Here is a 21,965-nt window from a genome sequence, read left to right on the forward strand (position 1 = left end):
GGACAGACCTGCCGCCTCTCTCTGCCATGGACCGATACCGATCCCGTTCCCCACGGACGGTGCCTGGGAATGGGCAGGGCGGGAGCCGGGTCAGTCGACGGCTGCGCGGCGGGGTCCGCGGGCATCAAGCCAGAAGAGCACCACGGTGGCGACGAGGATCCATGCCACCAGGACAGCGATACCCGTGGTCAGACCGTCGTTGTTGAAGTGGGACAAGCCCTGGACGGCCCGTACGCCGACTCCCACCGGGAGAACCTCCGAGAGCGGATGCAGCCATTCCGGCAAGTAGGCGGCGGGCAGCGTGCCACCGCTCGTGCTGTTGCCGAAGGTCAGCAGGACCACGGCGGCCAGCGACATCCCGGCCCGGCCGAAGACACGCATGAACATCATGGTCGCGCTGCCGACGGCCGCGGCCAGCAGTGCGATGATCCCCGCGATGCCCAGGAAGGGCCCGGGCAGTGCCGCGAAGCCGAGGCTTCCGGCCATCGCCGCCACGAGGACGCCGGCGAGGACACTGAAGGAGGCCAGACTGGCCAGCCTCCACCGGTACTCCAGTCGCGGAGCCATCTGGTAGGTCATCATGCCGAACAGGAAGCCGGCCAGCACGACGCCGAACCCGGCGTAGAACACCGACATGCCGCGGGTGTCGCCTGCCGAGGCCGGCACGACGTCGCGTACGGTCAGCCGGTCATTGTTCGCCTTGGCGACACCGGAGAAGGCGCCGGTGACGGTCGAGGTCACCGAAGGGCCGTTGGCTCCGGCGTACAGCAGCGTGGCGGAGTTCCCGGAGCCTGTGACATAGGCGGCGTACACCTTGCGGTCCTGCAGCGCGCGGCGGGCCGCGTTCTCGTCGGGATAGCGCTTCACCTCGAATCCGCCGGACAGACCGAGCTCCAGCCCTCCGGTGACCTGCTCGAGCCGTTGGGTCGTCCCGACGACGGCGACCGGAAGGTCGTGCGGCCGGGGGGCGTGGAAGGCGGCCAGAAACACGCTGACGAAGATCGAGCCGATGACCAGCACGATCGCGACCGGTAGCAGAACTCCCTTTACTCCGGTGGCACCTTGCGGCGCCGGAGCGGTGTCCATCGCGTGGTGATGGGGCGCGTGGCGCGCCTCGGCGGAAGTAGTGGGTGATGTGGACATGGGGGAGGGCTCTCCGTCTCTATTGCAAGGTGCATTATAGTTGTATCATAGAAATATCAGGTACCTTACTGTCGGAGCCGCTCATGAGCCGCACACACGCAGATCCGTCCACACGCATGGGCTACCTGGCGTGGCAGATGGTCCACGTGATGGGAACGCGGCTTGAGAGAGCGTTGCGTTCGCTCGACCTCACGGCGGCGCAGCACAACGCGTTGCAGCACGTCGGCTGGACGCCGGGAACCTCCGCGGCGGAGATCGCGCGCAGGACCGGCTTCACGCCCCAGTCCATGGGCGCCGCTGTCAACGCACTGGTGGACCGCGGCCTTCTCGCGCGCCACGATCCCCCTTCGAACCGTAGAACCGTCCAGCTGACCATCACCGACGGCGGCGCGAAGCTCGCCGATCTGGCGCGGGAGGCCGTGGAACGACTTGACGGAGAAGCGCTGGCGGCCCTGGCCCCCGCTGAGCGGGCAGTCATTCACTCCCTGCTGCTCCGCGTGCTTGCCGAGCTCAATCCCGATGCTCTGCCACCGTTGGGCCTGCGTAATGCGGGCTCCGGCACGGCGTGACCGTCCGGAAGAGCCGGCGCGCCGAGTCGGCATCCGGGTGAGGGCCAGACGACGCCACTCCTACTGCTCCAGCACCGCGTAGTCGTACGAGACGCGGTTCCCGTTGGCCTTCGTCACGGACACCATGATCTGCTGCCGCTTCCCGTTCTCGGACATCACAGTGCACTCGACCGAGTCGCGCTGCCGCGCCTTGAGACCTCCGGCACAACTGACGGATTTCGGCTTCTCCTGGACGAGCAGCAGGGAGTAGTTCTCGCGGACCTGCTTCTCGACCTCCGTACGGCTCACGGCCCCGGTGGAACCGACGGTGCTGGTCGACTCTGTGCTCAGCAGCCGCGGTACGGCCACGAAAGCGATTCCGCCCACGGCCACGACGGTGGCGGTCACCAGGGACACAGCGACGTATTTCATGTTTCTCTCCTGCGATGCGCTTGCTGCGGTGAGGCTGTCACCAGGAGAGTGGCCCGCCGGACGGCGGCTGCGCTTCGGCCCGTCGGCCGACAGTGTGCGGCCGGGGTCGGCCCGCAGGCCGATTCACGGGTCGGACCGGCGGCAGTTGGCGGTCGCGTACCAGTACGAGGCGGAGGACGACGTCCGCACCCAGGGACGGAGCACAGCGCTTCCTGCACCACGCGGTGGCCGGGCGCTCACCCCCCGGGGGGTCCGGGGGAGCAGCAGCGGGTCGGCCCGCAGGCCGACGCCGGCCGCCCCGGACCGGCCCGGCGGCCGAGGACGGGCCGGGTGGTACGGCGGGATCGTCGACGGCATGCAGATCCTCACCGTCCTCCAAGTGGCCCTGGCGACGTTCGCCGGGCTGTGCCTCGTCCTGTGCGCCCTCGTCACCGTCGAGGCCGCCCGATGAACTCGTACCGCACGACCGCCGCCCACCCCGTCCTGGTGGGCGCCGGCCTGAAGAAGTCCTACGGTCTGACCCGCGCCCTGGCCGGTGTCGACGTGTCTGTCTCGGCGGGCGAGTCGTTGGCGATCATGGGCCCGTCCGGGTCGGGCAAGTCCACCCTGCTGCACTGCCTCGCCGGCATCGAACGCCCCGACGAGGGCCAGGTACTGCTCGCCGGCGAGCGAAGCGAGACGGGGCTCCCCCCGGACGGAGCCTGGGTGAGCGTGGACCAGCTGGGCGAGCCGCACCGCAGCGAGCTGCGCCGAACCCGCTTCGGCTTCGTCTTCCAGTCCGGCCAGCTGCTGCCGGAGCTGCCCGCCGACGAGAACGTGGCCCTGCCGTTGATGCTCGGCGGCATGCCTCGCCGCCAGGCGGTCCACAAGGCGCGGGAGTGGTTCCCGCCGCTGGGCCTTACGGGCATGGAGGAGCGGCGGCCCGGACAGCTGTCCGGCGGGCAGGCGCAGCGTGTGGCCATCGCCCGCGCGCTGGTCGGCAGTCCGCAGGTGATCTTCGCCGATGAGCCCACGGGCGCACTAGACCAGGTCACCGGCATGGAGGTCATCGACCTGCTGGTCACCACCACCCGCAGGCAGGGAACCGCACTCGTCGTGGTCACCCACGACGAGGACGTGGCGCGCTGGTGCGACCGCACCGTCCGGGTCCGTGACGGCCGTCTGAGTGAGGACCACCGGACGCCGGACGGGGCCGCAGGCGCGAACGCCGCGGCCCACGCTGCCCAGGCGGCTGGCCTCGCCGCCTGGGGCACGCCCGGACACCCGACCGGCCCCGACACGGACGCGAGGTACGACCGATGAGGGCGCCGAACCCGAGGACGGCCCTGGATCGCACCACCTGGACCCTGACCTGGCGGCTGACCCGCGCCGGAGGCCGCACCGGGCTGCTGGCCACATCCCTGTCCGTCGCCGCGGCCGCCATCAGCACAGCGCTCCTGCTGCTCTGCGTGGCCGTCAACCTCGGCTTCCAGCAGCGAGCCGACTGCATCGAATGGCGCACCCCCGTCAAGTCCGCGGCTCCGGTCGCCGTCGAGGCCGTCGGCACCACCTTCAGCGGCGGTACCCCCGTCACGGTCGTCGACGTGGCACAGCTTCCGGGCAAGAAGGCCCCCGCCCCGCCCGGCATGCCCCGCTTCCCCAAACCGGGCGAGGTGTGGGTCTCCCCGGCCCTCGCCGACCTCCTCCACGGCCTTCCCACCGACCGGCATCCCGTCCCCGGCACCGCGGCGGGAACCCTCGGCCGCGCGGCGCTGGCCCGCCCCGGCGAACTGGTCGCGGTCGTCGGCCACGAGCCCACCGCCGCCGCCGTCACCACCCCGCGCGAAGACGATGCGCGCCGCCCCGGCGACACCGTCACCCCCACCCGGGTCGCCGACTTCACCGGACGGCGCTCGACCGACGGCATCGGCAGCGGGTACGTGGCTCTCGCGAAGATCGCCGCCATCCTCGTCGCCGTACCCCTGCTGGTCCTGGGCGCCTCCTCCGCCCGCCTGTCGGTCTCCCGCCGTGACCAGCGCCTCGCAGCACTGCGGCTCATCGGCGCCACCCCGGGCCGGATCGCCGGGATGACCGCCGCCGAGGCGGCCCTCACCGGCGCGGCGGGCGCAGTGCTGGGCACCATCGGATACGGACTGCTCCTGGCGGCCACCGCGCGGGTGTCCGTGGCGGGCGGCTCCTGGTACGCGGCCGACCTGTGGGTGGGGCTCCCGGTGCTGCTCGCCGTGCTCGCCGGTGTCGTCGCCATGGTGGTCGTCAGCGCGCTCGTCGGGCTGCGCCAGGTCGTCGTCGGCCCCCTGGGCGTGGCGCGCCGCTCCAAGCCACCCCGCATGAGCTTCCTGCGCGCCCTGGCCTTCGTCGCGGTGATCGTGGGCTACGGCTTGTTCACCCAGGACCACAAGAGTGATGTCAACGGCCCCCTGGTGTTCTTCGCCGTGGTCTTCCTCGCCCTGTCCGTGATCGGCCCGTGGGTGGTCGGCATCCTCGGGCGGATTATCTGCGCACTTGCCCAGAAGCCGGCGACCCTGCTGGCCGGCCGCCGTCTGCTGAACGATCCCAAGAGCGGCTGGCGTACGGTCTCCGGGCTCACCCTCGCCGGGTTCGTGGCCGGGTTCTTCGCTCTCTTCGGGATCTCCGGCGTCTCGCCGTGGGGACATCCGGACACCCTCGCCATGGCTGTTCCCAAGGCTCGGGTGGCCGTGGTCCAACAGGAGGCGCGGCACCGCCTGGAACACGCGGGGATCACCGCCAACGTCGGCACGGACACCGACTGGGTCGCCACGGGCGGCGGCGAGAACAGCGTCCAGGTCACCGTCACCATGCCCGGCGGCACCGAGCAGCTGGACCGCGCCCGCACCGCGCTGACGTCCCTCGTACCCGGCCAGTACCCGGTCACCGGAACCGATATCAACTGGTCGACCAGGTTGTTCGCAGACGACTTCTCCAACGCCACCCGGGTCATCCTCGGCGTCACCTTCATCACCGCGATCGCCTCCGCGGGCATCACCGCGGCCGCCTCCGTCCTGGACCGCCGCCGCACCTACGGCCTGCTCCGCCTCGCGGGCACACCGTTGCGGACCCTGGATGCGGCCCGCCGCAAGGAGACCCTCCTCCCCGTGGCCGTCCTCGCCGGCGGAGCAGCCCTGACCGGCATCTTCACCGCCGCCCCGCTCACCCTCGGCGAGGGCTCGAGTATCGAAACCGGCGGCCTGGTCCTGCTCGCCCTGTGCTTCGGCGTCGGCGTCGCGGGACTGCTGGCGGCCGGCGCGCTCAGCCGCCCGCTGCTCAGGTCGGTCACGGAGCAGTCAGGCCCACGCCCCGAATAACAGGCCACCGCCACGCCCGCATCCCGGGTCAGGACAACGCCCCGCCGATCAGCAAAGGTGACAACAACCCATGCCTGCCGTCATTTTCGCGATCCTCGCCGGACTGGCCTTCCTGCTCTTCCTGGCCCGGACGCGGCAAGACCCCCGCCGCTTCGGCAACGCCATCCTGCTCGGACTGTCCCTCGTCCTGCTGACCGTGGCGCTGCTCGCGCAAGTGGCAGCCGGCAGCGCGCCCGCACCACTCCTCGCGGCAGTGACCTTCGCCTTCGTGCTGCTGGCTCTGGGGGTGCTGGCCCTCGCGTTCTTCCTGATCGCGAACGGGGTGACGATGGTCCGCAAGGAGGGCCGACGCCCCGCCAACCTGCTCTCCGGGCTGGCGGGGCTGGCCGTCCTCGGCTGTGTCACGCTCACCGTGACGGCCGCCGACGTCGACTCGGCGCCGTTGCGGCGCGTCGCCGGAGCGGTCCTGCTCGTGGCCGGCTACGTCTCGTACGTCTTCCTGTCTTTCCTCGCCTACGCCTTCCTCTACGCGCGGCTGAAGATCCGTCACGACGTGGACTTCGTCGTCGTCCTCGGATCCGGTCTGATCGGCGGCTCCCGGGTGCCGCCCCTGCTGGCAAGCAGACTGGAGCGGGCGCGCGCGGTGTACGAGGCACAGGCGGCGCGGAATTGGCCGCCCGTGCTGGTCACCTCCGGAGGCCAGGGCCCCGACGAGGACCTGACCGAGGCCGAGGCGATGGCCGACCACCTCATCGCCCATGGCGTCCCGGAGCGGCATGTCGTACGGGAGAGCCGCTCGCGCAGCACGGAGGAGAATCTGCGCTTCAGCAATGCGCTCATGCGGGAACGCGAGCCGAACCACCGGTGTGTGGTCGTCACCAACAACTTCCACGTCTTCCGCGTCGCCCTCACAGCCCGGCGCACCGGTGTGAACGGCCAGGTCATCGGCTCGCCCACCGCCGCCTACTTCTGGCCCGGTGCGACCATCCGCGAGTTCGCCGCGGTCTTCCTCCACTACCGGGCGGTCAACCTCGGCTCGTGCGTGCTGCTCGCGCTGATGGGATTCCTTCTCCCCTCCTGAGACGAACGTGTGCGACTCCCTCGCGCCAGAAGACCTTCTTGCGCAGGTTCACGAGCCGAATTCGACCGCCTGGTCGGCCGCTTCGCAAGGAAGGCGGGTCATCCCTCGCGCATAGAATCCGTTTCATGGCCAAGAACCGCCCCGTGAAGCGGACCCGCAGCGTACCCGCCGGCGAACACAGCCCCGGCGGGCAAGCCGAGTCGGCAACGGGCAGCGAGGCTGCGGAACCGTTCCGGTGGCTGAACGAAGAGGAGCTCCACGCCTGGATGGCCCTGGTTGGCATGGTGACCAAGCTGCCCGCGGCCATGGATCGGCAGCTCCAGCGCGACGCCGGGCTCACACACTTCGAGTACCAGGTCCTCGTGGGCCTGTCCCGGGCCCCCGAGCGCACGCTGCGCATGAGCGAGCTGGCCGACTTCACCGCGGGTCAGCTGCCGCGCCTGTCCCAGGTCGCGACCCGTATGGAGCGACGCGGCTGGCTCACCCGCCGCCCTGATCCCACCGACGGCCGTTACACCCTGGCCGGCCTGACCGACGCAGGGATGGCGAAGCTCGAAGCCAGCGCCCCCGATCACGTCACCGCGGTCCGCCACCTTGTCTTCGACAGTCTCTCGCCCGCACAGGTGCGTCAGATGACCCAGATTGCGCGGCGCATCGCCCAGGCAGCGGGCAGCGCCGATTTCCACTGAGCCTTAAGGCCATGACGTCTCGGGTCAGGCACGAGACATGACTTCATGCGTGAAGTAAATCACTCGCGACATCAGTTGCGCCATGAAGTGACGCAGATATAACTTCATGCATGAAGTGACTAGGGGGGCGAGCGCGGCGCGGTGGCCACGTCATCGCCCGTCGTCCGCACCAGGCATCCATGGCCACCGGCACCAACCAGCCCGTCAGCGCGTGCAGGACGCCCGAGAAGATTCCGAGATGCGCAAGAACGTTCCTACAAGAACGCAGGAGCAAAGCCATGACAGAAGAGTCCGGCAACACCCTGGCCACGAGACGCGGCATGCTCGGGATGGCGGGGGCGGTGGCAGGCGGAGTGGCGTTGAGCCAGGTGCTCGCCGACAGCGCCTCGGCCGCCACCGGCAGCATGAAATCGACCGCGACGCGGACGATCAGCCTTGCCCAGGCCCAGCGGCTCGCCGAGGCCGCCATCCGCTACGTCCGGGACCACACGACACTTCCACCCATGTATGTGCTGGTCGTCGACTCCGCCGGCGAAACCAAGGCATCCCTTCGCATGGACAACAACAGCCCGGCGGCAGCCGCGCTGGTACCCCACAAAGCACACACCGCGCGCACCTACCGGGCCGCCACCGCCGACCTGGCCACCAACATCAAGGACCCGGCCCAGATCGCTTCCCATGTCGCCAGTGGCGCCAGCCTGCTCGCCGGCGGCCGGCCGATCTTCGAGGACGGCCAGTTCATCGGCGCCCTCGCGGTCGGCGGAGGCACCCCGGTCCAGGACGACGAGGTCGCTCGCGCCGCGCTGAGCGCACTCTGACCCTTCCCGCCCACCGCCGGACGGCGGCCGGGAAGACTTGGAAGTGCTCCGCAACCCGCCTTGGAGGCCGGTTGCACTTGACCGCACAGCGGGCCAAGTGCAGGCGTCCGATCTCGGTCAGGGGTGCGTTATGGGGGATCACGAGGGCCTTCCGGTTCGGTGCAGACGTCGCAATCCACACCGAACCGGGAGGCCCTCACCTTTCGGCGTTGGAAACCTCGCCGAGTCCGCCAGTTTCCTCGACCAGCAGAACGAAGAGACCGGTCCGGTCACCAGCATCAACACATTCGTCGCCCCGGAAGGCAAGGAGGCCGAGGTAGTGGCCGCCTGGACCGACGACGCGGAGGACATGAAGAAGTCGGGGTGCCTCCTCTCGGTGCAGCTCTACCGCGATATCGGCGGCAACCGGCTGTTCACCAACGTCGCGGTCTGGAAATCCACCGAGCACCTCCGTGCCGCGGTCGCCGCCCCGGAGTTCGCCTCCCACCTGGCGGGTTACTCCGCCGGCACCGTCGCCCACCCGCACCTGTACCAGAAGTTCGCTGTCGAAGGCATCTGCGAAGGGGAATGACGACCACTACCCGAGGCAAGGCCGCCGTTCGCCACGCACACGACGTCCGGCGACGATGAGTCACTCCGGTGCACTGGACGGAAACAGGTAAGGGAGAGGGGTAGGCGAACCGGGGACGAGGACAGCAAGCCTCTGCCCCATGCGCCAACAGCACCTGGACACCCCGGAACTCCTGGTCGCCGCTGCGACAGCCCGGTCATCTGCCGACGGCACTGGCTATGCGGCGCCCCATTCGTGGGCGAGGGCGGCTGCCTCCCCGCGGGAGCTGACGCCCAGTTTGCCGAGGATCCTCGCCACGTGGAACTTCACCGTCGACTCGCTGATGTGCAGATCTTGCGCGATGTCCCGGTTGCGCCGGCCACGGGCCAGCTGTCCCAGCACCTGCAGCTCCCGTGCGCCGAGCGCGGTCAGCGGATCCTGACGGGGCGTGCTGGGCGAGGCGAGCGGGATCTCGAAGATCACCGTCGTACCCCAGCCGGGCACCGCGTCCAAGTCGACCCGCCCACCGAGCGGTGCAAGACGCTCGTTGACCCGGCGGGCGTCGAGGGCGCCGCGGGACAGGGTCCCGGGTCCGTTGTCTCGTACGGTGGCGCGCAGTTCGTCCGTACCGACCTTCCAGCCGACATGGACGCGGTGCTCTCCGTCACCTTCCGGACCGTGGCCCTGGTCGTCCAGTGACGCGTGCACGGTGGCCCGGACCACGGCAAGCAGCGTGTCGGTCACATCGGCCGGCAGCAAGCGGTCCGCGCCTTCCTCCACGCCGGGCGGACCCAGCTCCAGCCGTACGTTGCGTGCGCGCAGGATCCGGCGCAACGACACGGCGAGCCGCTCAAAGGCGTCCCCGGCCCGCTCCTCCGCCAGCGACTGGTCGAGTTCAGCTCGTGACCGCAGGTCAGCGAGGGCCGAGACGGCGACGTCGACGGCGCGCGTACGGGCGTTCGTGTCGTCCAGGGCGCGGTCGCGCAGGATGCCGAGCAGAGCGGTCAGCACGCCCCCGTGCGCGTCGCGGAGTTCGGCGATGGCTGCGGCCCGCGCCGCCGCCGCGGCTCGCGACGCGGCCAGCGACCCCGGGAGCGCCTCGGTCCGCAGACCGTCCCGGTGCGCGGCCACCAGGTCCCACAACAACTGGGCGCGCGTCAGATGCTCCTCCGGTACCGGGGTGTCCTCGGTCCGTACGACGACCAGCAGCGCGCTCTGCCCGGTGATGTCGCTTGTCAGGGCCAGCACGGGCACGTCGACACCCGCCACCTGCGCCCGCCCCTGCCAGTTTCCCCTCGCCGGCAGCAGCGGCCGCAGTGCGGCCAGGTCGGCGGCGGTGACGATGGAGCCGGGCCGGCCGGGGGACTCACCGTGGGTCAGGAACGGCGAGTACGCGCAATTGCCGGACAGCTGGGCGATCGTCCGGTGTGGAACAGCCTCCGCCAGGACGGCGGACAGGCGCAGGAGGGTCTCCGACAGCGGGGCCTGGATCAACTCGACTGCGGCCATCAGGTTCATGTCCGCCAGCGTAAGCAGTTGGTCCTCCCGTCGGATCGTCCTTTCGGCTGGTTGGAACCGTCCGAAAGGACAGTGGCAGCCCGGCCGCCCAGCCGGAGGCTGGAGGTGTAGTCCACGACCGGCCGCCCTCACGGCGGCCTTATGCATACGTTCGACGGGAAGTGACAGGCATGAAGGCGATCTCGTACGAGGAGTACGGCGGTCCGGAGGTTCTGCGGCTTGCGGAGGTGACGGAGCCGCACGCCGGCCCCGGGCAGGTGCGGTTGAGGATCGTGGCCGCCGCCGTCAATCCCATCGACTTCAAGATTCGCCACGGCTGGGTCCAGGAGATGATGGGCCCCGTGTCCTTCCCCGCCGTCCCAGGCATGGAAGCGGCCGGCATCGTCGACGAGGTGGGGGAGGGCGTCACCGGCGTCTCGGTCGGGGACGAGGTGATGGCCTGGACCGAGACCGGCTCCTACGCCGAGTACGCCCTGGCCTCGGACTTCGCGCTGAAGCCGGCCGCCCTCGACTGGGAGACGGCCGCCGCGCTGCCCGTGGCCGTCGAGACCTCCGACCGTGCGCTGGGTGAGCTCGCGGTGGGCCAGGGGGACACGCTGCTGATCCACGGAGCCGCAAGCGTGGTCGGCTCCGTCGGCGTCCAGCTCGCCGTGGCCCGCGGTGCCACCGTGATCGGTACGGCGTCCGAGTCCAACCACGACTACCTGCGCTCTCTCGGCGCGATCCCCGTGGTGTACGGCGACGGCCTCGCCGACCGGGTCCGCGCCGCCGCCCCGCGAGGCGTCGACGCCGTCTACGACGTCGTGGGCATCGACGCGCTGGATGTCTCCATGGAGCTGCGCGGCGGCACCACCAACCGCATCGTCACCATCTCGGACCCTCGGGCCTTCGAGCTGGGCATCACCTTCTCCGGCGACAACCGGCGGTTCGGGCCAGAGCTCACCGAGTACGCCCGCCTCGCCGCCGACGGCCGACTGAGCGTACGCGTCGACCGAAGCTTCCCTCTCGCCGACGCCGCCCAGGCGCACGAGCTGAGCGAGACCGGCCGGGCACGAGGCAAGGTGCTCCTGCGCCCGTAGCGTAGGGAGGGCCGTGGAGAGATACGGCGTCGCCCTTCCGCGAACTCGTTGAGACCCTTCTCAAGGTCGGTGTGCCCGTTCGCGTCGACGCCATCGGTACCGTCGGCGTCCGGACGGGGCGCCGGGGTCAATCATTGGCCGCGCCCGCGTGTGCGGCATGCCGTCGCGGTCCGTTTCGGCGGCGGGCTGGCCGCCGGGCAGGGCATCGAAGCCGCCGAGCCAACTGTTCCGCCGAGGCTCCCCAGGGCATGGGCATGGGCCTCGGCCGCGGTAAGGGACGGCGCCAGGGTTCGAGCACCGTGATGTCCAGCAGTCTTCCGCAGTCGTTGACCTGGCCGTGCATGGAGTCGCACAGGCTCGCGAAATGCTTGAAGATCCCGTTTGTCGTGTTCGCGTCCCAATTGCGCGCCTGGGGGAGGGGTTTTAACCCCGCGGTTCCGTGTAGCGACCCGCGGGTGCCGGCTGGTTGCCGCCACTGACGAAAGCGAGCTCTGCGGCGAGCAAGGCGTCCAGGGCTGAGTCCTGGCCCTCCAGACCGGGGGCGCAGACGGTCTCACCCAGGCGCAGCCCGGCCAGGCTGGCCGAGGCCACGTCCTCGGGCGACATCGCCCAGGGGATGCTGCGGCCGACGCCACTGTTCCACTCTGTTGCCACAACGCCGGGGCACACCACCTGGACGCGAACCGGAGTGTCGGCGAGCTCACCGGCGAGGGTGCGCGTGAAGCCCAAAGTGGCGGCCTTGGCGGCGACGTACAAGGTGCGCCGGGGTGCTCGCGAATCAGTCAGGCCCGCACTGAAGGCGAGGAGCGAGGCGACGGTGACGATCGCACCTTCGCCTGCCGCGAGCATTCCGGGAAGCGCGGCGTGGACCAGTCGGACGGGGGCGATGGCGTTGAGGGTGAGCAGGGGCTCGATGTCGGCAGGGTCGACGTCGGTGAGCGGGGCGTAGCCGCCGGCGCCGGCGTTGCTGATCAGCATGCGCACGTCTCCGGCGGCAAGCCGGTCGGTGACAGCGGCGATGCCGTCCTGGGCCATGAGGTCGGCGGGCAGCACCTCGACCTCTGCTCCCTTAGCGCGGAGTTCCTCGGCGAGGTCGGCGAGCCGGTCGGCGCGTCGCGCCACCAGGACGAGGTCATGTTCGTCCGCCAGGAGACGGGCGTAGGCGGCGCCGATGCCGGAGGAGGCGCCAGTGATCAGAGCAATCGTGCGATTCATGGGACCAAGTTTCCTCAAGCGGTAGGCATGTGTCAAACGCTTGACTGTCCTGAAGTGTCGTATCCTTCTCGCGTGATACGTGAACATGAGGAGCCCGTCGGGCTCGGCGCGCTCGACCGGGTGACCTGGGCGTTGCGCCGCGCGGAGTTGGCGGTGCAGAGCCTCAAGGAGCAGCGTCTGCGCCCGCTGGGCATGGTGGCGGCGCACTACACGCTCCTGATCTCCGTACACGACGAGCCGGGGCTGACCGGTGCCGAACTCGCTCGCCGCCTCAACGTAACTCCACAGGCCATCGCCTCACTGGTGGCACGCCTGGAGAGTCGAGGGCAGCTGGAGAGACGTGAGCATCCCCGCCACCGTCACATCCAGGAGCTGCACCTCACCGACGCCGGTCGGGAGGCGTTGCGTGCAGCCGACGCAGTGATCGCCGACATTGAGCGGCAGGTCACTGATGGCCTCGGCTCGGAGGCAGCACAACTGCGAGCACTGCTCGACCGAGTCGCCGAGGCGGTTCGCGAGGTCTCAGCCCGCGATACCGTCGGTTGAGCGTCACTCCAGGCAGTGGCCTCCGAGGTGGCCCGCTTGGGAAGAGTGACACCATCAGGGCCGCCTACCGCACCCACACCGCGAGGATCACGCGGCAGATGCGCGGACGCGTCGGGAGCAATCTCCTCCGTCACACATCCTCCTGCCTTGAGGGGCACCCGGCATCACCACCGGCCACACGCCGGACTCTTTCGCGCGATGTGAGAGATCAGCCGCTCGGTCAGATCAAGGGTGATTCATACGCTTGAGGACAATCAAGCTACTTGTTAAGTGTCCAGGTGCCGTATTCTCATCGGGTGACAAAGGATGACGCACGACCGATCCCTGCCGAGCACCTGACCCGGGTGACCTGGGCCCTTCGGCGGGCGGAGTGGGCTGTGCAGGCCCGGAAGGACCAGCGGCTACGACCGCTGGGCATCGCGGCCGCTCAGTACACCCTGCTGATCTCCGTCCACACCGATCCCGGCCTGACGGGCGCGGAACTGGCCCGTCGCCTGAACGTCACCCCTCAAGCAGTGGCCTCCCAGGTGGCCCGCCTGGAGGATCGGGGTCAACTGGAACGCCGACCGCACCCGCGCCACCGCCACGTGCAGGAGTTGCACCTCACCGACGCAGGTCGCGACTCCCTACGGGATGCCGAGGCCGTGATCGTGGACCTCGAACTGCGGATCGCCGAGAAGCTCGGTCCGAAGAAAGCCGCACAGTTGAGGGCACTCCTCGACGAGGTGGCCGAAGTGGTCCGGGAGGCGTGAGGCGGTGGGCTCGCCGACCAGCTCCTCTGTGATCAGTGTGGCTTCACAGGTGGTAGGTGCCTCGTGAGCCGACTGTTGGTCAGCAGCCATGCAGCGCACTCCCGTACCGCCGTCGACGGCGTCATGCCGTGCGCCCCGTGGCCAGGCCGGCTGGTGTACCGCTACGAGGATGGAGCCTCGTCGGCCGCGCTCCCCGCGGCGGGTCTGCACTGTTCACCGATAGGCCACCGACGAACCCAGGTTGCCGCGGTCAACCCTCCCACCCGTTCGTACGCCTTCAGGCGTGCAGGCAGGCGGCCGCATCTGGCCGAAAGCGAGGATCGGCACCAAGGGATGGTGAAGCCGTGATCGGACCGGTATCGCTGCAACGTGTCACCGGCGCTCACCCACGTCTGGTGGATGCGACCCTCGCCACCCTCGTGGGCTGTATCGGTCTGCTGCCCCAGCTGTTCGGACAGTGGCCCGACGGCATCCGTCCGTCGGGTGCCGACGCCGTCGCCGCGGTGGCCGCCTTCCTGCTTCTGCTGGCCCGTCGCCAGGCACCGATACCCGTCCTGGCGCTGGCAGTGCTTGGGGAGGTGGCCTTCACCGTTCTCGCGTCGTATCCCTCGCGGGCACTGAAGCTCGCTGCGTTGATCGCGGTCTACACCGTGGCCCGAACGGTCCGTCGGCGAACCGCCCTGTTCGCTTCCTTGGGCACAGCCCTCGCCCTGTACGCCGTTTTGACCTGGGTAGCGGACTCGGCCTTCAGCCCGGAGGCAGACGTTGTGTTCGCCTGGACCGGGATGTTCGCCGCGGTCGGGGGCACCGTGCGCACTTGGCATGACTACGTCGCCGCGATGGAGGAACGAGCGCTGCGGGCGGAGGAGAGCAAGGAAGAAGAGGCCCGCCGCCGGGTCGCCGAAGAGCGGCTGCGCATCGCGAGGGAACTCCATGATGTGATCGCCCACCACATCGCCCTGATCACCATTCAGGCAGGAGTCGCCGGACGCTTCCTTCGGGGTCGGCCGGATCAGGCCGAGGTGGCGCTCGGTCACATCCGTGAGGCCGGCCGCACAGTCCTGGACGAACTGGGCCCGCTGCTGCACGTACTACGGCAGCCCGGCGACGAGGCGGAGCCGACCGAACCCGTGCCCGGCCTGTCCCGTCTCGGAGGGCTCCTCGAATCGCTGGCCGCCGCCGGGCTGAGTGTCCGCCACCGGCAGGCCGGCCATCCGCTCCCCCTGCCGACGGCCATCGACCTGACTGCCTACCGCGTCGTTCAGGAAGGGCTGACCAACGCTCACAAGCACGGTGCAACCGCCGAGACGGACCTGCTCGTCGACTACAGGCCCGACGAACTGCGCATTCGAATCACCAACCCCCTGCACTCCGGCCCGTACCCCGCATCGGCGGCCACGGGCACCGGGCATGGGCTGGCAGGCATGCGTGAGCGCGTCAAGGCGGTCGGCGGCAGCCTCAATGCCGAAGTGGACGCCGACGGTTGTTTTCGCCTCGCAGTGCGGCTGCCGCTGCCGCTGCCTCCGGCCGGACCACCGGCCGACAACGGCACGTCAGATCGGTCCGGCACCGACCTGCCCGCCCACATCGTCGAGGGGAGGCAGGGATGACCATCCGCGTTCTGCTCGCCGACGACCAGGCCCTCGTCCGCACCTGCTTCCGCATGCTCATCGAGTCGGAGCCGGACATGTCGGTCGTCGGAGAGGCCGCGACGGGCGAAGAGGCGGTCGTACTGGCCCGCAGCACCCGTGCCGACGTCGTGCTGATGGACATCCGGATGCCCGACATGGACGGCCTCGCCGCCACCCGCGCCATCTCGGCGGACAAAGACCTCGCAGACGTACGAGTGCTGATCCTGACGACCTTCGAAGCCGACGAGCACGTCTTCCAGGCGCTACGTGCCGGGGCCGGCGGATTCCTCGGAAAGAGCGTGGAGCTCTCCTACCTCCTCGACGCGATCCGGCTGATCGCCCAGGGAGAGGCACTGTTGTCACCCAGTGCGACCAGGGCACTCATCGCCCACTACCTCACTACACCCGACCGTACGATCGCTCCGGCCCCGGAGCTGACCACCCTGACCGACCGCGAGCGTCAAGTGCTCGATTTCGTGGCCGCGGGTCTCTCCAACGACGGCATCGCCGAACAGCTCCACATCTCGCCCGCGACCGTCAAGACCCACGTGAATCGCATCATGGCCAAGCTCGGCGTCCGCGACCGCGCCCAACTCGTGGTGATCGCCTACCAGACCGGCCGCGCCCGCCCCGATGCCTGACCGGCCGAGCACCACTGGGCGCGCTGGGGGCCTGTTCCGGAGGAGCCTGTGGCGGGGGTTACGGCGCCGTCACCAGACCGGACAGAGGCTGCGCGGGAAGGTGGATGGGGCCGACGCCGTGTGAAAGGGGCAGGCCCGTGCCGCGGTTGGCGTGGGCGATGATCTCCGACGTGATGGAGATCGCTGTCTCCTCGGGAGTAAGGGCTCCGATGTCCAGGCCGATCGGTGAGTGCAGACGCGCCAGTTGGTCCTGGGAGACGCCGGCTTGCCTGAGCAGGTTGACCCGGTGCTCGTGGGTGCGTCGCGAGCCCATGGCGCCGACGTAGCCGACGGGAAGAGTCAGTGCCAGACTCAGCAGGGGGACGTCGAACTTGGCGTCGTGGGTGAGGACGCAGACGGCGGTGCGGGCGTCGGTCTCGGTCGCCGCGAGGTAACGGTGGGGCCAGTCGGTCACGACCTCGTCGGCGTGCGGGAAGCGGGCCGGGGTGGCGAAGACCGGGCGGGCGTCGCAGACGGTTACCCGGTAGCCGAGGAAGCTCCCCGCCCGGCTGAGGGCGGCGGTGAAGTCGACGGCGCCGAAGATCAGCATGCGGGGGCGGGACGCGTGCACGTGGACGAGGACGGTGAGCTTGCGCGGGCAGGTGCCGTCGTCCGGGTCCTCGGATTCTCTCCCACTGCCGCCGACCTCGATCGAGCCGGTACGGCCCGCCCGCAGGAGCGCACGCGCATGCGCCACGACCGCCCGGTCCTCGCTCTCGACCCCGAGAGTGCCGTCGTGGGTGCCCTCGGCGGGGATGTGGAGCATCCGCCCGACGAGTACACCGGGACCGTCGACGACGTGGGCCACGGCCGTCGGGAGCCCCTCGGTCACGGCATCCAGGGCGGTGGCGAGCTGGGGTTGGGCGCCGGGCTCCACGCGCTGTACGAGGACTCCGATCTCTCCGCCGCAGGTCAGACCGGCGGCGAAGGCATCCGAGTCGGAATACCCGAAGACAACGCGTGCGGGGGCAGCGCCGTCTGCCAGCACTTGGCGGCCCAGTTCGTACACCGCCGCCTCGACGCAGCCGCCGGAGACGCCACCGACCGCGTTGCCGTCGGCATCCACGGCCAGCGCGGTGCCGACCGGCAGGGGTGCGCTGCCTCTGACGTCGATGACGGTGGCGAGCGCGAACGGCCGGCCCTCGTGGCACCAGTCGTGCAGTGTCTCCGTGATGTTCAGCATGGGGGGCTTTCCGTGAGGTGTGCGTTGACGGGCCGTCGCCGCGCCCTAGGGGAGGAAACCGCGGCGACGGCCCTGGTACCCGGGTAGCCGCGTGTTGTGGGGTACACCGGCCACCCGGGAGCTCAGAGCAGTGCTTCGGCGGTGATGGGCAGTTCGCGGATGCGGCGGCCGGTCGCGTTGAACACCGCGTTGGCGATGGCGGGCGCCACTCCGACGATGACGACCTCACCGAGTCCCTTGACCCCGATGGGGTCGGCTTCGTAGTCCTGCCCGTCGATGAAGATCGCCTTCAGGTCAGGCATGTCGGCGTGGGTCGGCACGAGGTAGTCCGCGAGGTTGGCGTTGACGATCCGGCCGTCGCGGTGATCGGTGACCGTGTGCTCGAGGAGGGCCTGACCTATTCCGCCTGTCATGGCTCCGATGGCCTGACTGTCGGCGAGTCTCGGGTTGACGATCCGGGCGGCGTCGTACACGCCGAGCATGCGCCGGACCCGTACCAGGCCGAGTCGGGCGTCGACAGCCACTTCGGCGAAGATCGCGGCGTAGGCGTAGAGGGAGAACTTCTCCGGCCCCGACGGCCCGGCGTACGAGCCGAGCACTTCGAGATGAGGGCGGTCGTTGCGGGCCAGGAGTCGCTGGTACGTCTCCCCGCGAGAGGGCTCGTCCTTCACGTACAGCCGACCGCCTCGTACGACGATGTCGGCGACGTCGACGCCGTACAGCGGTGATCCCCGGTCGTTGACCGCGAGCGTGATCGCCTGCCTGCGCAGCTTGTCGCAGCCGTCCTGGACGGCGGATCCGACGCTGGCCATGGTCTGCGAACCGGCGTGGACGGGGGCCGGCGGCATGAGGGAGTCACCGAGCCGGAAAGCCACCTGGCGCATCGTCAGGCCGAGGGCGTCGGCGGCGACCTGGGACATGGACGTGGCCGTGCCCGGGCCCATGTCGCTGGTCGCGGACTGCACCAGGGCGGTGCCGTCGGCGTCGAGCCTGACCGAGGCCTGGGCCTCGCTGCGCATGGTGTCGTAGACACCGGCGGCCATGCCCATCCCGATGAGCCAGTCACCGTCACGCGTCGAGCGCGGCTCGGGATTACGCCGGTGCCAGCCGAACTCACGGGCGCCCGCGCGGTAGCACTCGCGCAGTCGGCGGGTGGAGAACGGCAGTTTGCTGGACTCGTCCTCGGCCGGTTCGTTGCGCAGCCGCAGTTCGATCGGGTCGAGATCCAGTTCGTGGGCGAGTTCGTCCATGGCCGACTCGACGGGGTAGGCGCCGCTGGCGTAACCGGGGCCGCGCATGAACCACGGCGTGCTCACGTCCAGCGGGACGTGGTCGTACGCCTGGCGGACGTTGGGCGTGCTGTAGAGCATTCGGCCCGGGACGAGAACGCTCTCGCTGTACGTCTCATAGCGGGAGGACTCGGCGCGGACGTCGTGCGTCGACGCGGTCAGGTGGCCCCTTCGGTCGGTTCCCAGTCGCAGTCCGTACTCGTATGCGGGCCGGTATCCCACGGTGAAGTACATCTGCCTGCGGGTGAGGACGAGTTTCACCGGGCGTTTCACCTCGCGTGCGGCCATGGCCGCGATGACGGAGTGCACCCAGGCGCGGGCGGCATTGCCGAAGGCGCCGCCGATGAACGGCGAGATGACGCGGACGTGGTCCGGCGGGATGCCGAACTCTCCGGACAAGGTGAACACGGTGCCCTGCACGTACTGGGTTTTCTCCCAGACGGTCAGCCGGTCGCCGTCCCAGTGGGCGACGATGCCGGCCGGTTCCATCGGGTTGTGGTGGTTGCGGGCCGTCCGGTACGTCGTCTCCAGCCGGACGGGGGCGGAGTCCAGAGCTCGGTCGGCGTCGCCGCGTGCATAGGTCTGGGTTTCGCCGGCGGCGTCGGCGACGCTGATGTCGGTCGAGGAGGGCTCCGCGTCGTAGGAGACCGTCACCAGGCTCGCTGCGTGTTGCGCGGTCTCCAGCGTGGTCGCCACCGCGACCGCGACGGGCTGGCCGAAGAACTGCACCCGGTCGTCCTGAAAGGCACGCAGCGGTTTGCCCGGTGGGAACCGGCCTTCCACAGGCGGCAGCTTGGGCGCGTTGAGGTGGCTGATCACCTTCAGGACGCCGGGCTGGGCTTCGGCCGCGCGGGTGTCGATGCCGGTGATCCGGCCCCTGCCGATGCTGCTTTCCACGATGACCGCGTGCACGACCCCGTCGGGACTGTTGTCGGCGGCGTACTTCGCTCCCCCTGTCACCCTCAGCCGTGCATCGACCCGGGGCACAGCCGCACCGACGGCTGCCTGCGGTTGGCTCACTTGGTGCCTCCTACGGTGCGCAGCTGGCGTTCGACGGTGCGTTTGAGCAGCTCGGCCTTGAAGCCGTTGTGGGCGAGGGGGCGCGCCCCGTCGGCCGCGTGTTCGGCGGCCTTCGCCCACAACCGGTCGGAGGGGCGTTCGCCGATGAGGCGGCGCTCGACGGCGGGCAGCGTCCAGGGCACGGTGCCCACGCCGCCGGCGGCGACCTTCGCCTCGCGGATGACGCCGGCACGGATGTGGAGCGCCACCGCGGCCGACGTGAGCGCGAACTCGTAGGACTGGCGGTCTCGCACTTTCAGGTAGCCGGACTTCAGTGGGCGCGGCAGTGCGGGGATCTCCACAGCGGTGATCAACTCGCCCTTGCGTAGGGCCTGTTCGCGGTTCGGAGTGCTGCCGGGCCGCAGCAGGAAGTCGGCGAAGGCAATACGCCGTTCCCCGTCCGGACCCAGCACGTGCACCGTCGCCTCCAGCGCCGCGAAGGCCACGGCGACGTCGGAGGGATGGGTGGCCACGCAGGAGTCGGAGGTGCCGAGGACCGCGTGGCTGCGGTTGTAGCCGTGCAACGCGGCGCACCCGGAGCCGGGCTCACGCTTGTTGCAGGCGGCGGTCACGTCCCGGAAGTACGTGCACCGGTGCGCTGCATGATGTTGCCGCCGATGGTCGCCATGTTCCGCAGCTGGGCCGACGCGCTCAGCTCCAGCGCCTCGGAGACGACGGGATACAGGACGCGCACCTTCGGGTGGGCGGCGGCCTCGGCCATACGGACCAGGGCGCCGATGCGCAGGCCCCCGCGCTCGGTGACGGTGACCTCGCGCAGCGGCAGGGAGCTGATGTCGACCAGCACGCCGGGGCGCTCTACGGTCTCCCGCATCAGGTCGACGAGCGTGGTACCGCCGGCGAGGTAACGCCCGCCACGCCAACCGGCGCTGAGGGCCTCACGCGTGTCCGCGGCCTTGGTGTAGGTGAAGGGATGCACGGGGATCAGCCCTTCCGGCCGGCGGCGGTCTGCTCGACCGCGCGACGCGTGTCCGCGGCCTTGGTGTAGGTGAAGGGATGCACGGGGATCAGCCCTTCCGGCCGGCGGCGGTCTGCTCGACCGCGCGCTCGATCTTCACGTAGCAGCCGCAGCGGCAGAGGTTGCCGCTCATCCACTCCCGGATCTCCGCCCTGGACCCGGTGTGTCCTTCCTGGATGCACCCGACGCCCGACACAATCTGGCCCGACGTGCAGAAGCCGCACTGGAAGGCGTCATGGTCGATGAACGCCTGCTGCAGCGGATGAAGTTGGTCGCCCTTCGCCAAGCCCTCGATCGTGGTGACCTCGGCGCCCTCCAGGCGGACCGCCAGCGTCAGACAGGAATTGACCCGTCGGCCGTCGACCAGGACCGTACAGGCGCCGCAGGCACCGGCATTGCAGCCCTTCTTCGAGCCCGTCAGGTTGAGATGCTCACGCAGGAGGTCCAGCAGCGAGGTTCGGTTGTCGATCGTGACGGTGCGCCGAACGCCGTTCACCGACAACGAAACGCTGCTGCCGGGCGGCCCCTCGACGGCCAACGCTTCCTCGGCGGCGAGCGCGGGCGGCCCCCCGACCAGGCCGCCCACCACAGCGGCTCCTCCTGCGGCGGTGGTCGTGGCCAGGAAGGTACGCCGGGTGGGCCCGAACGGAGGCTCGACGGGGGAAGTCTCTGCTTCCGTGGGATGTTCGGTGGACATGTCCACTCTCCCTTGATGGGGTGCGGGTGGTTGGCAGGGTCGTATCGGAGGCCGAGCCGTCCGCGGAGGTGTGCCATGCCCGTTGCTCAACCAGGCTGCCGTCCTCTCGGGAAGGCGGGAGAGGAGTGGCTGCCGCCGGACGGCGGGACGGATTCGGCGCCCAGGTTCGAGCTGAGCGCGGCGCGCTGGTCCTCTTGACCCAGGAGACACGGAACCACTCCCGCGCGCCCGGCGAGACCGGGGGAGCGGCGGGGAGCCGCCGACTCGGGCGCGACATTCCGGTAATCGGACGTCACCGGAGGTCGGGCGCTGCGCCGCAGCTGCTCCAACCGCACCCAGATCGATAGCAAGGTCGTTCCGCGGGCCTACCAGCAAGACCCCCGGATGTACGTCGCGGTCGGCGACCGAGGGCGGAACACAGGCGACACCGCTGACCGGGCAGTCACCGGTGATCAAGGCCAGGGTGGGGGGCACAGATCAAGCATTAACCTTCTGATCCACATCAAGCAAGCGTGATTGCATCAACCACCTTTATATCTCTACGTGCAGTTAACCTGGACAAGCACGTTGAGGCCGCCCATGATCGCCAGCGTCGCCCGCCGATACGGCCACGTCGACACAGGCCAGGGCGCAGGGCGCACCGTAAGACGGCGTCCACCAAGACGCGGAGGCGGTGGTCGTGCGGTGCGAGTTCGTCGGGAGGTCTCGACGGCGACGAGGGTGCACAGGTCGCACAGCCCGGCGAACGTCGCCGGG

General features: G+C 69.9%; 20 protein-coding genes and 2 pseudogenes. 13 read left to right on the plus strand and 9 right to left on the minus strand.

Going from position 1 to position 21,965, the window contains the following annotated elements; genetic code table 11:
* Window positions 1–90: 90 nt before the first annotated feature.
* Window positions 91–1,143 carry an ABC transporter permease gene (locus ABZT03_RS14880; protein ID WP_356038636.1) on the minus strand — a complete coding sequence of 351 codons (1,053 nt, stop codon included), beginning with the start codon at window positions 1,141–1,143 and terminating at the stop codon, window positions 91–93.
* An 83-nt stretch (window positions 1,144–1,226) separates the two neighbouring features.
* Between ABZT03_RS14880 and ABZT03_RS14885 the strand changes: the two genes are divergently transcribed.
* Window positions 1,227–1,712: a MarR family transcriptional regulator gene (locus tag ABZT03_RS14885; protein WP_356038639.1), complete on the plus strand. Its 486-nt coding sequence runs from the start codon at window positions 1,227–1,229 to the stop codon at window positions 1,710–1,712.
* Window positions 1,713–1,772: 60 nt separating this feature from the next.
* Here the strand turns inward: ABZT03_RS14885 and ABZT03_RS14890 are convergent, their stop codons facing one another.
* Entirely contained in the window at window positions 1,773–2,123 is a 351-nt protein-coding gene (locus tag ABZT03_RS14890; RefSeq protein ID WP_356038642.1) for a DUF4333 domain-containing protein, read from the minus strand.
* 28 nt (window positions 2,124–2,151) lie between these two features.
* Here ABZT03_RS14890 and ABZT03_RS14895 point away from each other — a divergent pair, with 28 nt between their 5' ends.
* The 6 genes from ABZT03_RS14895 (at window position 2,152) to ABZT03_RS14920 (ending at window position 8,034) form a co-directional block, all read left to right on the plus strand.
* On the plus strand, window positions 2,152–2,574 hold the full coding sequence (locus tag ABZT03_RS14895) for a hypothetical protein (protein WP_356038644.1): 423 nt from the start codon (window positions 2,152–2,154) through the stop codon (window positions 2,572–2,574).
* Window positions 2,571–3,425, plus strand: coding sequence for an ABC transporter ATP-binding protein (locus ABZT03_RS14900; protein ID WP_356038647.1), 855 nt, complete (start codon window positions 2,571–2,573; stop codon window positions 3,423–3,425). The genes ABZT03_RS14895 and ABZT03_RS14900 overlap by 4 nt, the downstream gene beginning before the upstream one ends.
* Window positions 3,422–5,446 carry an FtsX-like permease family protein gene (locus ABZT03_RS14905; protein WP_356038650.1) on the plus strand — a complete coding sequence of 675 codons (2,025 nt, stop codon included), beginning with the start codon at window positions 3,422–3,424 and terminating at the stop codon, window positions 5,444–5,446. The genes ABZT03_RS14900 and ABZT03_RS14905 overlap by 4 nt, the downstream gene beginning before the upstream one ends.
* Window positions 5,447–5,516: 70 nt before the next feature.
* The gene (locus tag ABZT03_RS14910; protein ID WP_356038653.1) at window positions 5,517–6,527 is read left to right on the plus strand and encodes a YdcF family protein; all 1,011 of its coding nucleotides are present in this window, start codon (window positions 5,517–5,519) and stop codon (window positions 6,525–6,527) included.
* A gap of 125 nt (window positions 6,528–6,652) precedes the next feature.
* On the plus strand, window positions 6,653–7,216 hold the full coding sequence (locus ABZT03_RS14915) for a MarR family transcriptional regulator (RefSeq protein WP_356038655.1): 564 nt from the start codon (window positions 6,653–6,655) through the stop codon (window positions 7,214–7,216).
* Between the two features lie 278 nt (window positions 7,217–7,494).
* Complete coding sequence (locus ABZT03_RS14920; protein WP_356038658.1) at window positions 7,495–8,034, plus strand: heme-binding protein; 540 nt, start codon at window positions 7,495–7,497, stop codon at window positions 8,032–8,034.
* Between the two features lie 34 nt (window positions 8,035–8,068).
* Here ABZT03_RS14920 and ABZT03_RS14925 read toward each other — a convergent pair.
* Window positions 8,069–8,176: pseudogene (locus ABZT03_RS14925) on the minus strand (IS481 family transposase); the annotation flags it as partial.
* Between ABZT03_RS14925 and ABZT03_RS14930 the strand changes: the two are divergent.
* Window positions 8,165–8,605: an antibiotic biosynthesis monooxygenase family protein gene (locus ABZT03_RS14930; RefSeq protein ID WP_356038661.1), complete on the plus strand. Its 441-nt coding sequence runs from the start codon at window positions 8,165–8,167 to the stop codon at window positions 8,603–8,605. The pseudogene ABZT03_RS14925 and the gene ABZT03_RS14930 sit on opposite strands and share 12 nt — an antisense overlap.
* Window positions 8,606–8,821: 216 nt before the next feature.
* Here ABZT03_RS14930 and ABZT03_RS14935 read toward each other — a convergent pair whose 3' ends face one another.
* A complete protein-coding gene (locus tag ABZT03_RS14935) occupies window positions 8,822–10,102 on the minus strand; it encodes a LuxR C-terminal-related transcriptional regulator (RefSeq protein ID WP_356038663.1) in 1,281 nt (426 codons plus the stop codon).
* A 170-nt stretch (window positions 10,103–10,272) separates the two neighbouring features.
* On the opposite strand from ABZT03_RS14935, the gene ABZT03_RS14940 reads away from it, so the two are divergent.
* Entirely contained in the window at window positions 10,273–11,181 is a 909-nt protein-coding gene (locus tag ABZT03_RS14940; protein ID WP_356038666.1) for an NADP-dependent oxidoreductase, read from the plus strand.
* Window positions 11,182–11,604: 423 nt separating this feature from the next.
* Here ABZT03_RS14940 and ABZT03_RS14945 read toward each other — a convergent pair whose 3' ends face one another.
* The gene (locus ABZT03_RS14945; protein WP_356038668.1) at window positions 11,605–12,396 is read right to left on the minus strand and encodes an SDR family NAD(P)-dependent oxidoreductase; all 792 of its coding nucleotides are present in this window, start codon (window positions 12,394–12,396) and stop codon (window positions 11,605–11,607) included.
* Window positions 12,397–12,468: 72 nt separating this feature from the next.
* On the opposite strand from ABZT03_RS14945, the gene ABZT03_RS14950 reads away from it, so the two are divergent.
* The 4 genes from ABZT03_RS14950 (at window position 12,469) to ABZT03_RS14965 (ending at window position 15,966) form a co-directional block, all read left to right on the plus strand.
* Window positions 12,469–12,942 carry a MarR family transcriptional regulator gene (locus ABZT03_RS14950; protein WP_356038671.1) on the plus strand — a complete coding sequence of 158 codons (474 nt, stop codon included), beginning with the start codon at window positions 12,469–12,471 and terminating at the stop codon, window positions 12,940–12,942.
* Window positions 12,943–13,238: 296 nt separating this feature from the next.
* Window positions 13,239–13,694: a MarR family transcriptional regulator gene (locus ABZT03_RS14955; protein WP_356038674.1), complete on the plus strand. Its 456-nt coding sequence runs from the start codon at window positions 13,239–13,241 to the stop codon at window positions 13,692–13,694.
* 503 nt (window positions 13,695–14,197) lie between these two features.
* The gene (locus ABZT03_RS14960) at window positions 14,198–15,304 is read left to right on the plus strand and encodes a histidine kinase (protein WP_356038676.1); all 1,107 of its coding nucleotides are present in this window, start codon (window positions 14,198–14,200) and stop codon (window positions 15,302–15,304) included.
* Window positions 15,301–15,966, plus strand: a complete 666-nt coding sequence (locus ABZT03_RS14965) for a response regulator transcription factor (protein WP_356038679.1) — start codon at window positions 15,301–15,303, stop codon at window positions 15,964–15,966. Before ABZT03_RS14960 ends, ABZT03_RS14965 begins: the two co-directional genes overlap by 4 nt.
* Before the next feature lie 58 nt (window positions 15,967–16,024).
* On the opposite strand, the gene ABZT03_RS14970 is transcribed toward ABZT03_RS14965, so the two are convergent.
* From ABZT03_RS14970 to ABZT03_RS14985, 4 genes and pseudogenes are all read right to left on the minus strand, one after another.
* Complete coding sequence (locus tag ABZT03_RS14970) at window positions 16,025–17,188, minus strand: XdhC/CoxI family protein (protein ID WP_356038682.1); 1,164 nt, start codon at window positions 17,186–17,188, stop codon at window positions 16,025–16,027.
* Between the two features lie 122 nt (window positions 17,189–17,310).
* Window positions 17,311–19,497: a xanthine dehydrogenase family protein molybdopterin-binding subunit gene (locus ABZT03_RS14975; RefSeq protein WP_356038684.1), complete on the minus strand. Its 2,187-nt coding sequence runs from the start codon at window positions 19,495–19,497 to the stop codon at window positions 17,311–17,313.
* Window positions 19,494–20,473 (minus strand): annotated as a pseudogene (locus ABZT03_RS14980) (xanthine dehydrogenase family protein subunit M). Before ABZT03_RS14980 ends, ABZT03_RS14975 begins: the two are co-directional and overlap by 4 nt.
* 88 nt (window positions 20,474–20,561) lie before the next feature.
* A complete protein-coding gene (locus ABZT03_RS14985; protein WP_356038687.1) occupies window positions 20,562–21,209 on the minus strand; it encodes a (2Fe-2S)-binding protein in 648 nt (215 codons plus the stop codon).
* Between the last annotated feature and the right edge of the window lie 756 nt (window positions 21,210–21,965).

The organism is Streptomyces sp. NPDC005574, from assembly GCF_040605435.1.
Taxonomy (GTDB): domain Bacteria; phylum Actinomycetota; class Actinomycetes; order Streptomycetales; family Streptomycetaceae; genus Streptomyces.

Excerpts from the sequence above, each read along its gene's own strand:
- ABZT03_RS14970 (WP_356038682.1), bottom strand. The coding sequence starts at position 17,188 with ATGCTGAACATCACGGAGACACTGCACGACTGGTGCCACGAGGGCCGG.
- ABZT03_RS14905 (WP_356038650.1), top strand. The coding sequence starts at position 3,422 with ATGAGGGCGCCGAACCCGAGGACGGCCCTGGATCGCACCACCTGGACC.
- ABZT03_RS14940 (WP_356038666.1), top strand. The coding sequence starts at position 10,273 with ATGAAGGCGATCTCGTACGAGGAGTACGGCGGTCCGGAGGTTCTGCGG.
- ABZT03_RS14965 (WP_356038679.1), top strand. The coding sequence starts at position 15,301 with ATGACCATCCGCGTTCTGCTCGCCGACGACCAGGCCCTCGTCCGCACC.
- ABZT03_RS14880 (WP_356038636.1), bottom strand. The coding sequence starts at position 1,143 with ATGTCCACATCACCCACTACTTCCGCCGAGGCGCGCCACGCGCCCCAT.
- ABZT03_RS14930 (WP_356038661.1), top strand. The coding sequence starts at position 8,165 with ATGGGGGATCACGAGGGCCTTCCGGTTCGGTGCAGACGTCGCAATCCA.
- ABZT03_RS14920 (WP_356038658.1), top strand. The coding sequence starts at position 7,495 with ATGACAGAAGAGTCCGGCAACACCCTGGCCACGAGACGCGGCATGCTC.
- ABZT03_RS14945 (WP_356038668.1), bottom strand. The coding sequence starts at position 12,396 with ATGAATCGCACGATTGCTCTGATCACTGGCGCCTCCTCCGGCATCGGC.
- ABZT03_RS14900 (WP_356038647.1), top strand. The coding sequence starts at position 2,571 with ATGAACTCGTACCGCACGACCGCCGCCCACCCCGTCCTGGTGGGCGCC.
- ABZT03_RS14885 (WP_356038639.1), top strand. The coding sequence starts at position 1,227 with ATGAGCCGCACACACGCAGATCCGTCCACACGCATGGGCTACCTGGCG.
- ABZT03_RS14985 (WP_356038687.1), bottom strand. The coding sequence starts at position 21,209 with ATGTCCACCGAACATCCCACGGAAGCAGAGACTTCCCCCGTCGAGCCT.
- ABZT03_RS14890 (WP_356038642.1), bottom strand. The coding sequence starts at position 2,123 with ATGAAATACGTCGCTGTGTCCCTGGTGACCGCCACCGTCGTGGCCGTG.
- ABZT03_RS14915 (WP_356038655.1), top strand. The coding sequence starts at position 6,653 with ATGGCCAAGAACCGCCCCGTGAAGCGGACCCGCAGCGTACCCGCCGGC.
- ABZT03_RS14935 (WP_356038663.1), bottom strand. The coding sequence starts at position 10,102 with ATGAACCTGATGGCCGCAGTCGAGTTGATCCAGGCCCCGCTGTCGGAG.
- ABZT03_RS14910 (WP_356038653.1), top strand. The coding sequence starts at position 5,517 with ATGCCTGCCGTCATTTTCGCGATCCTCGCCGGACTGGCCTTCCTGCTC.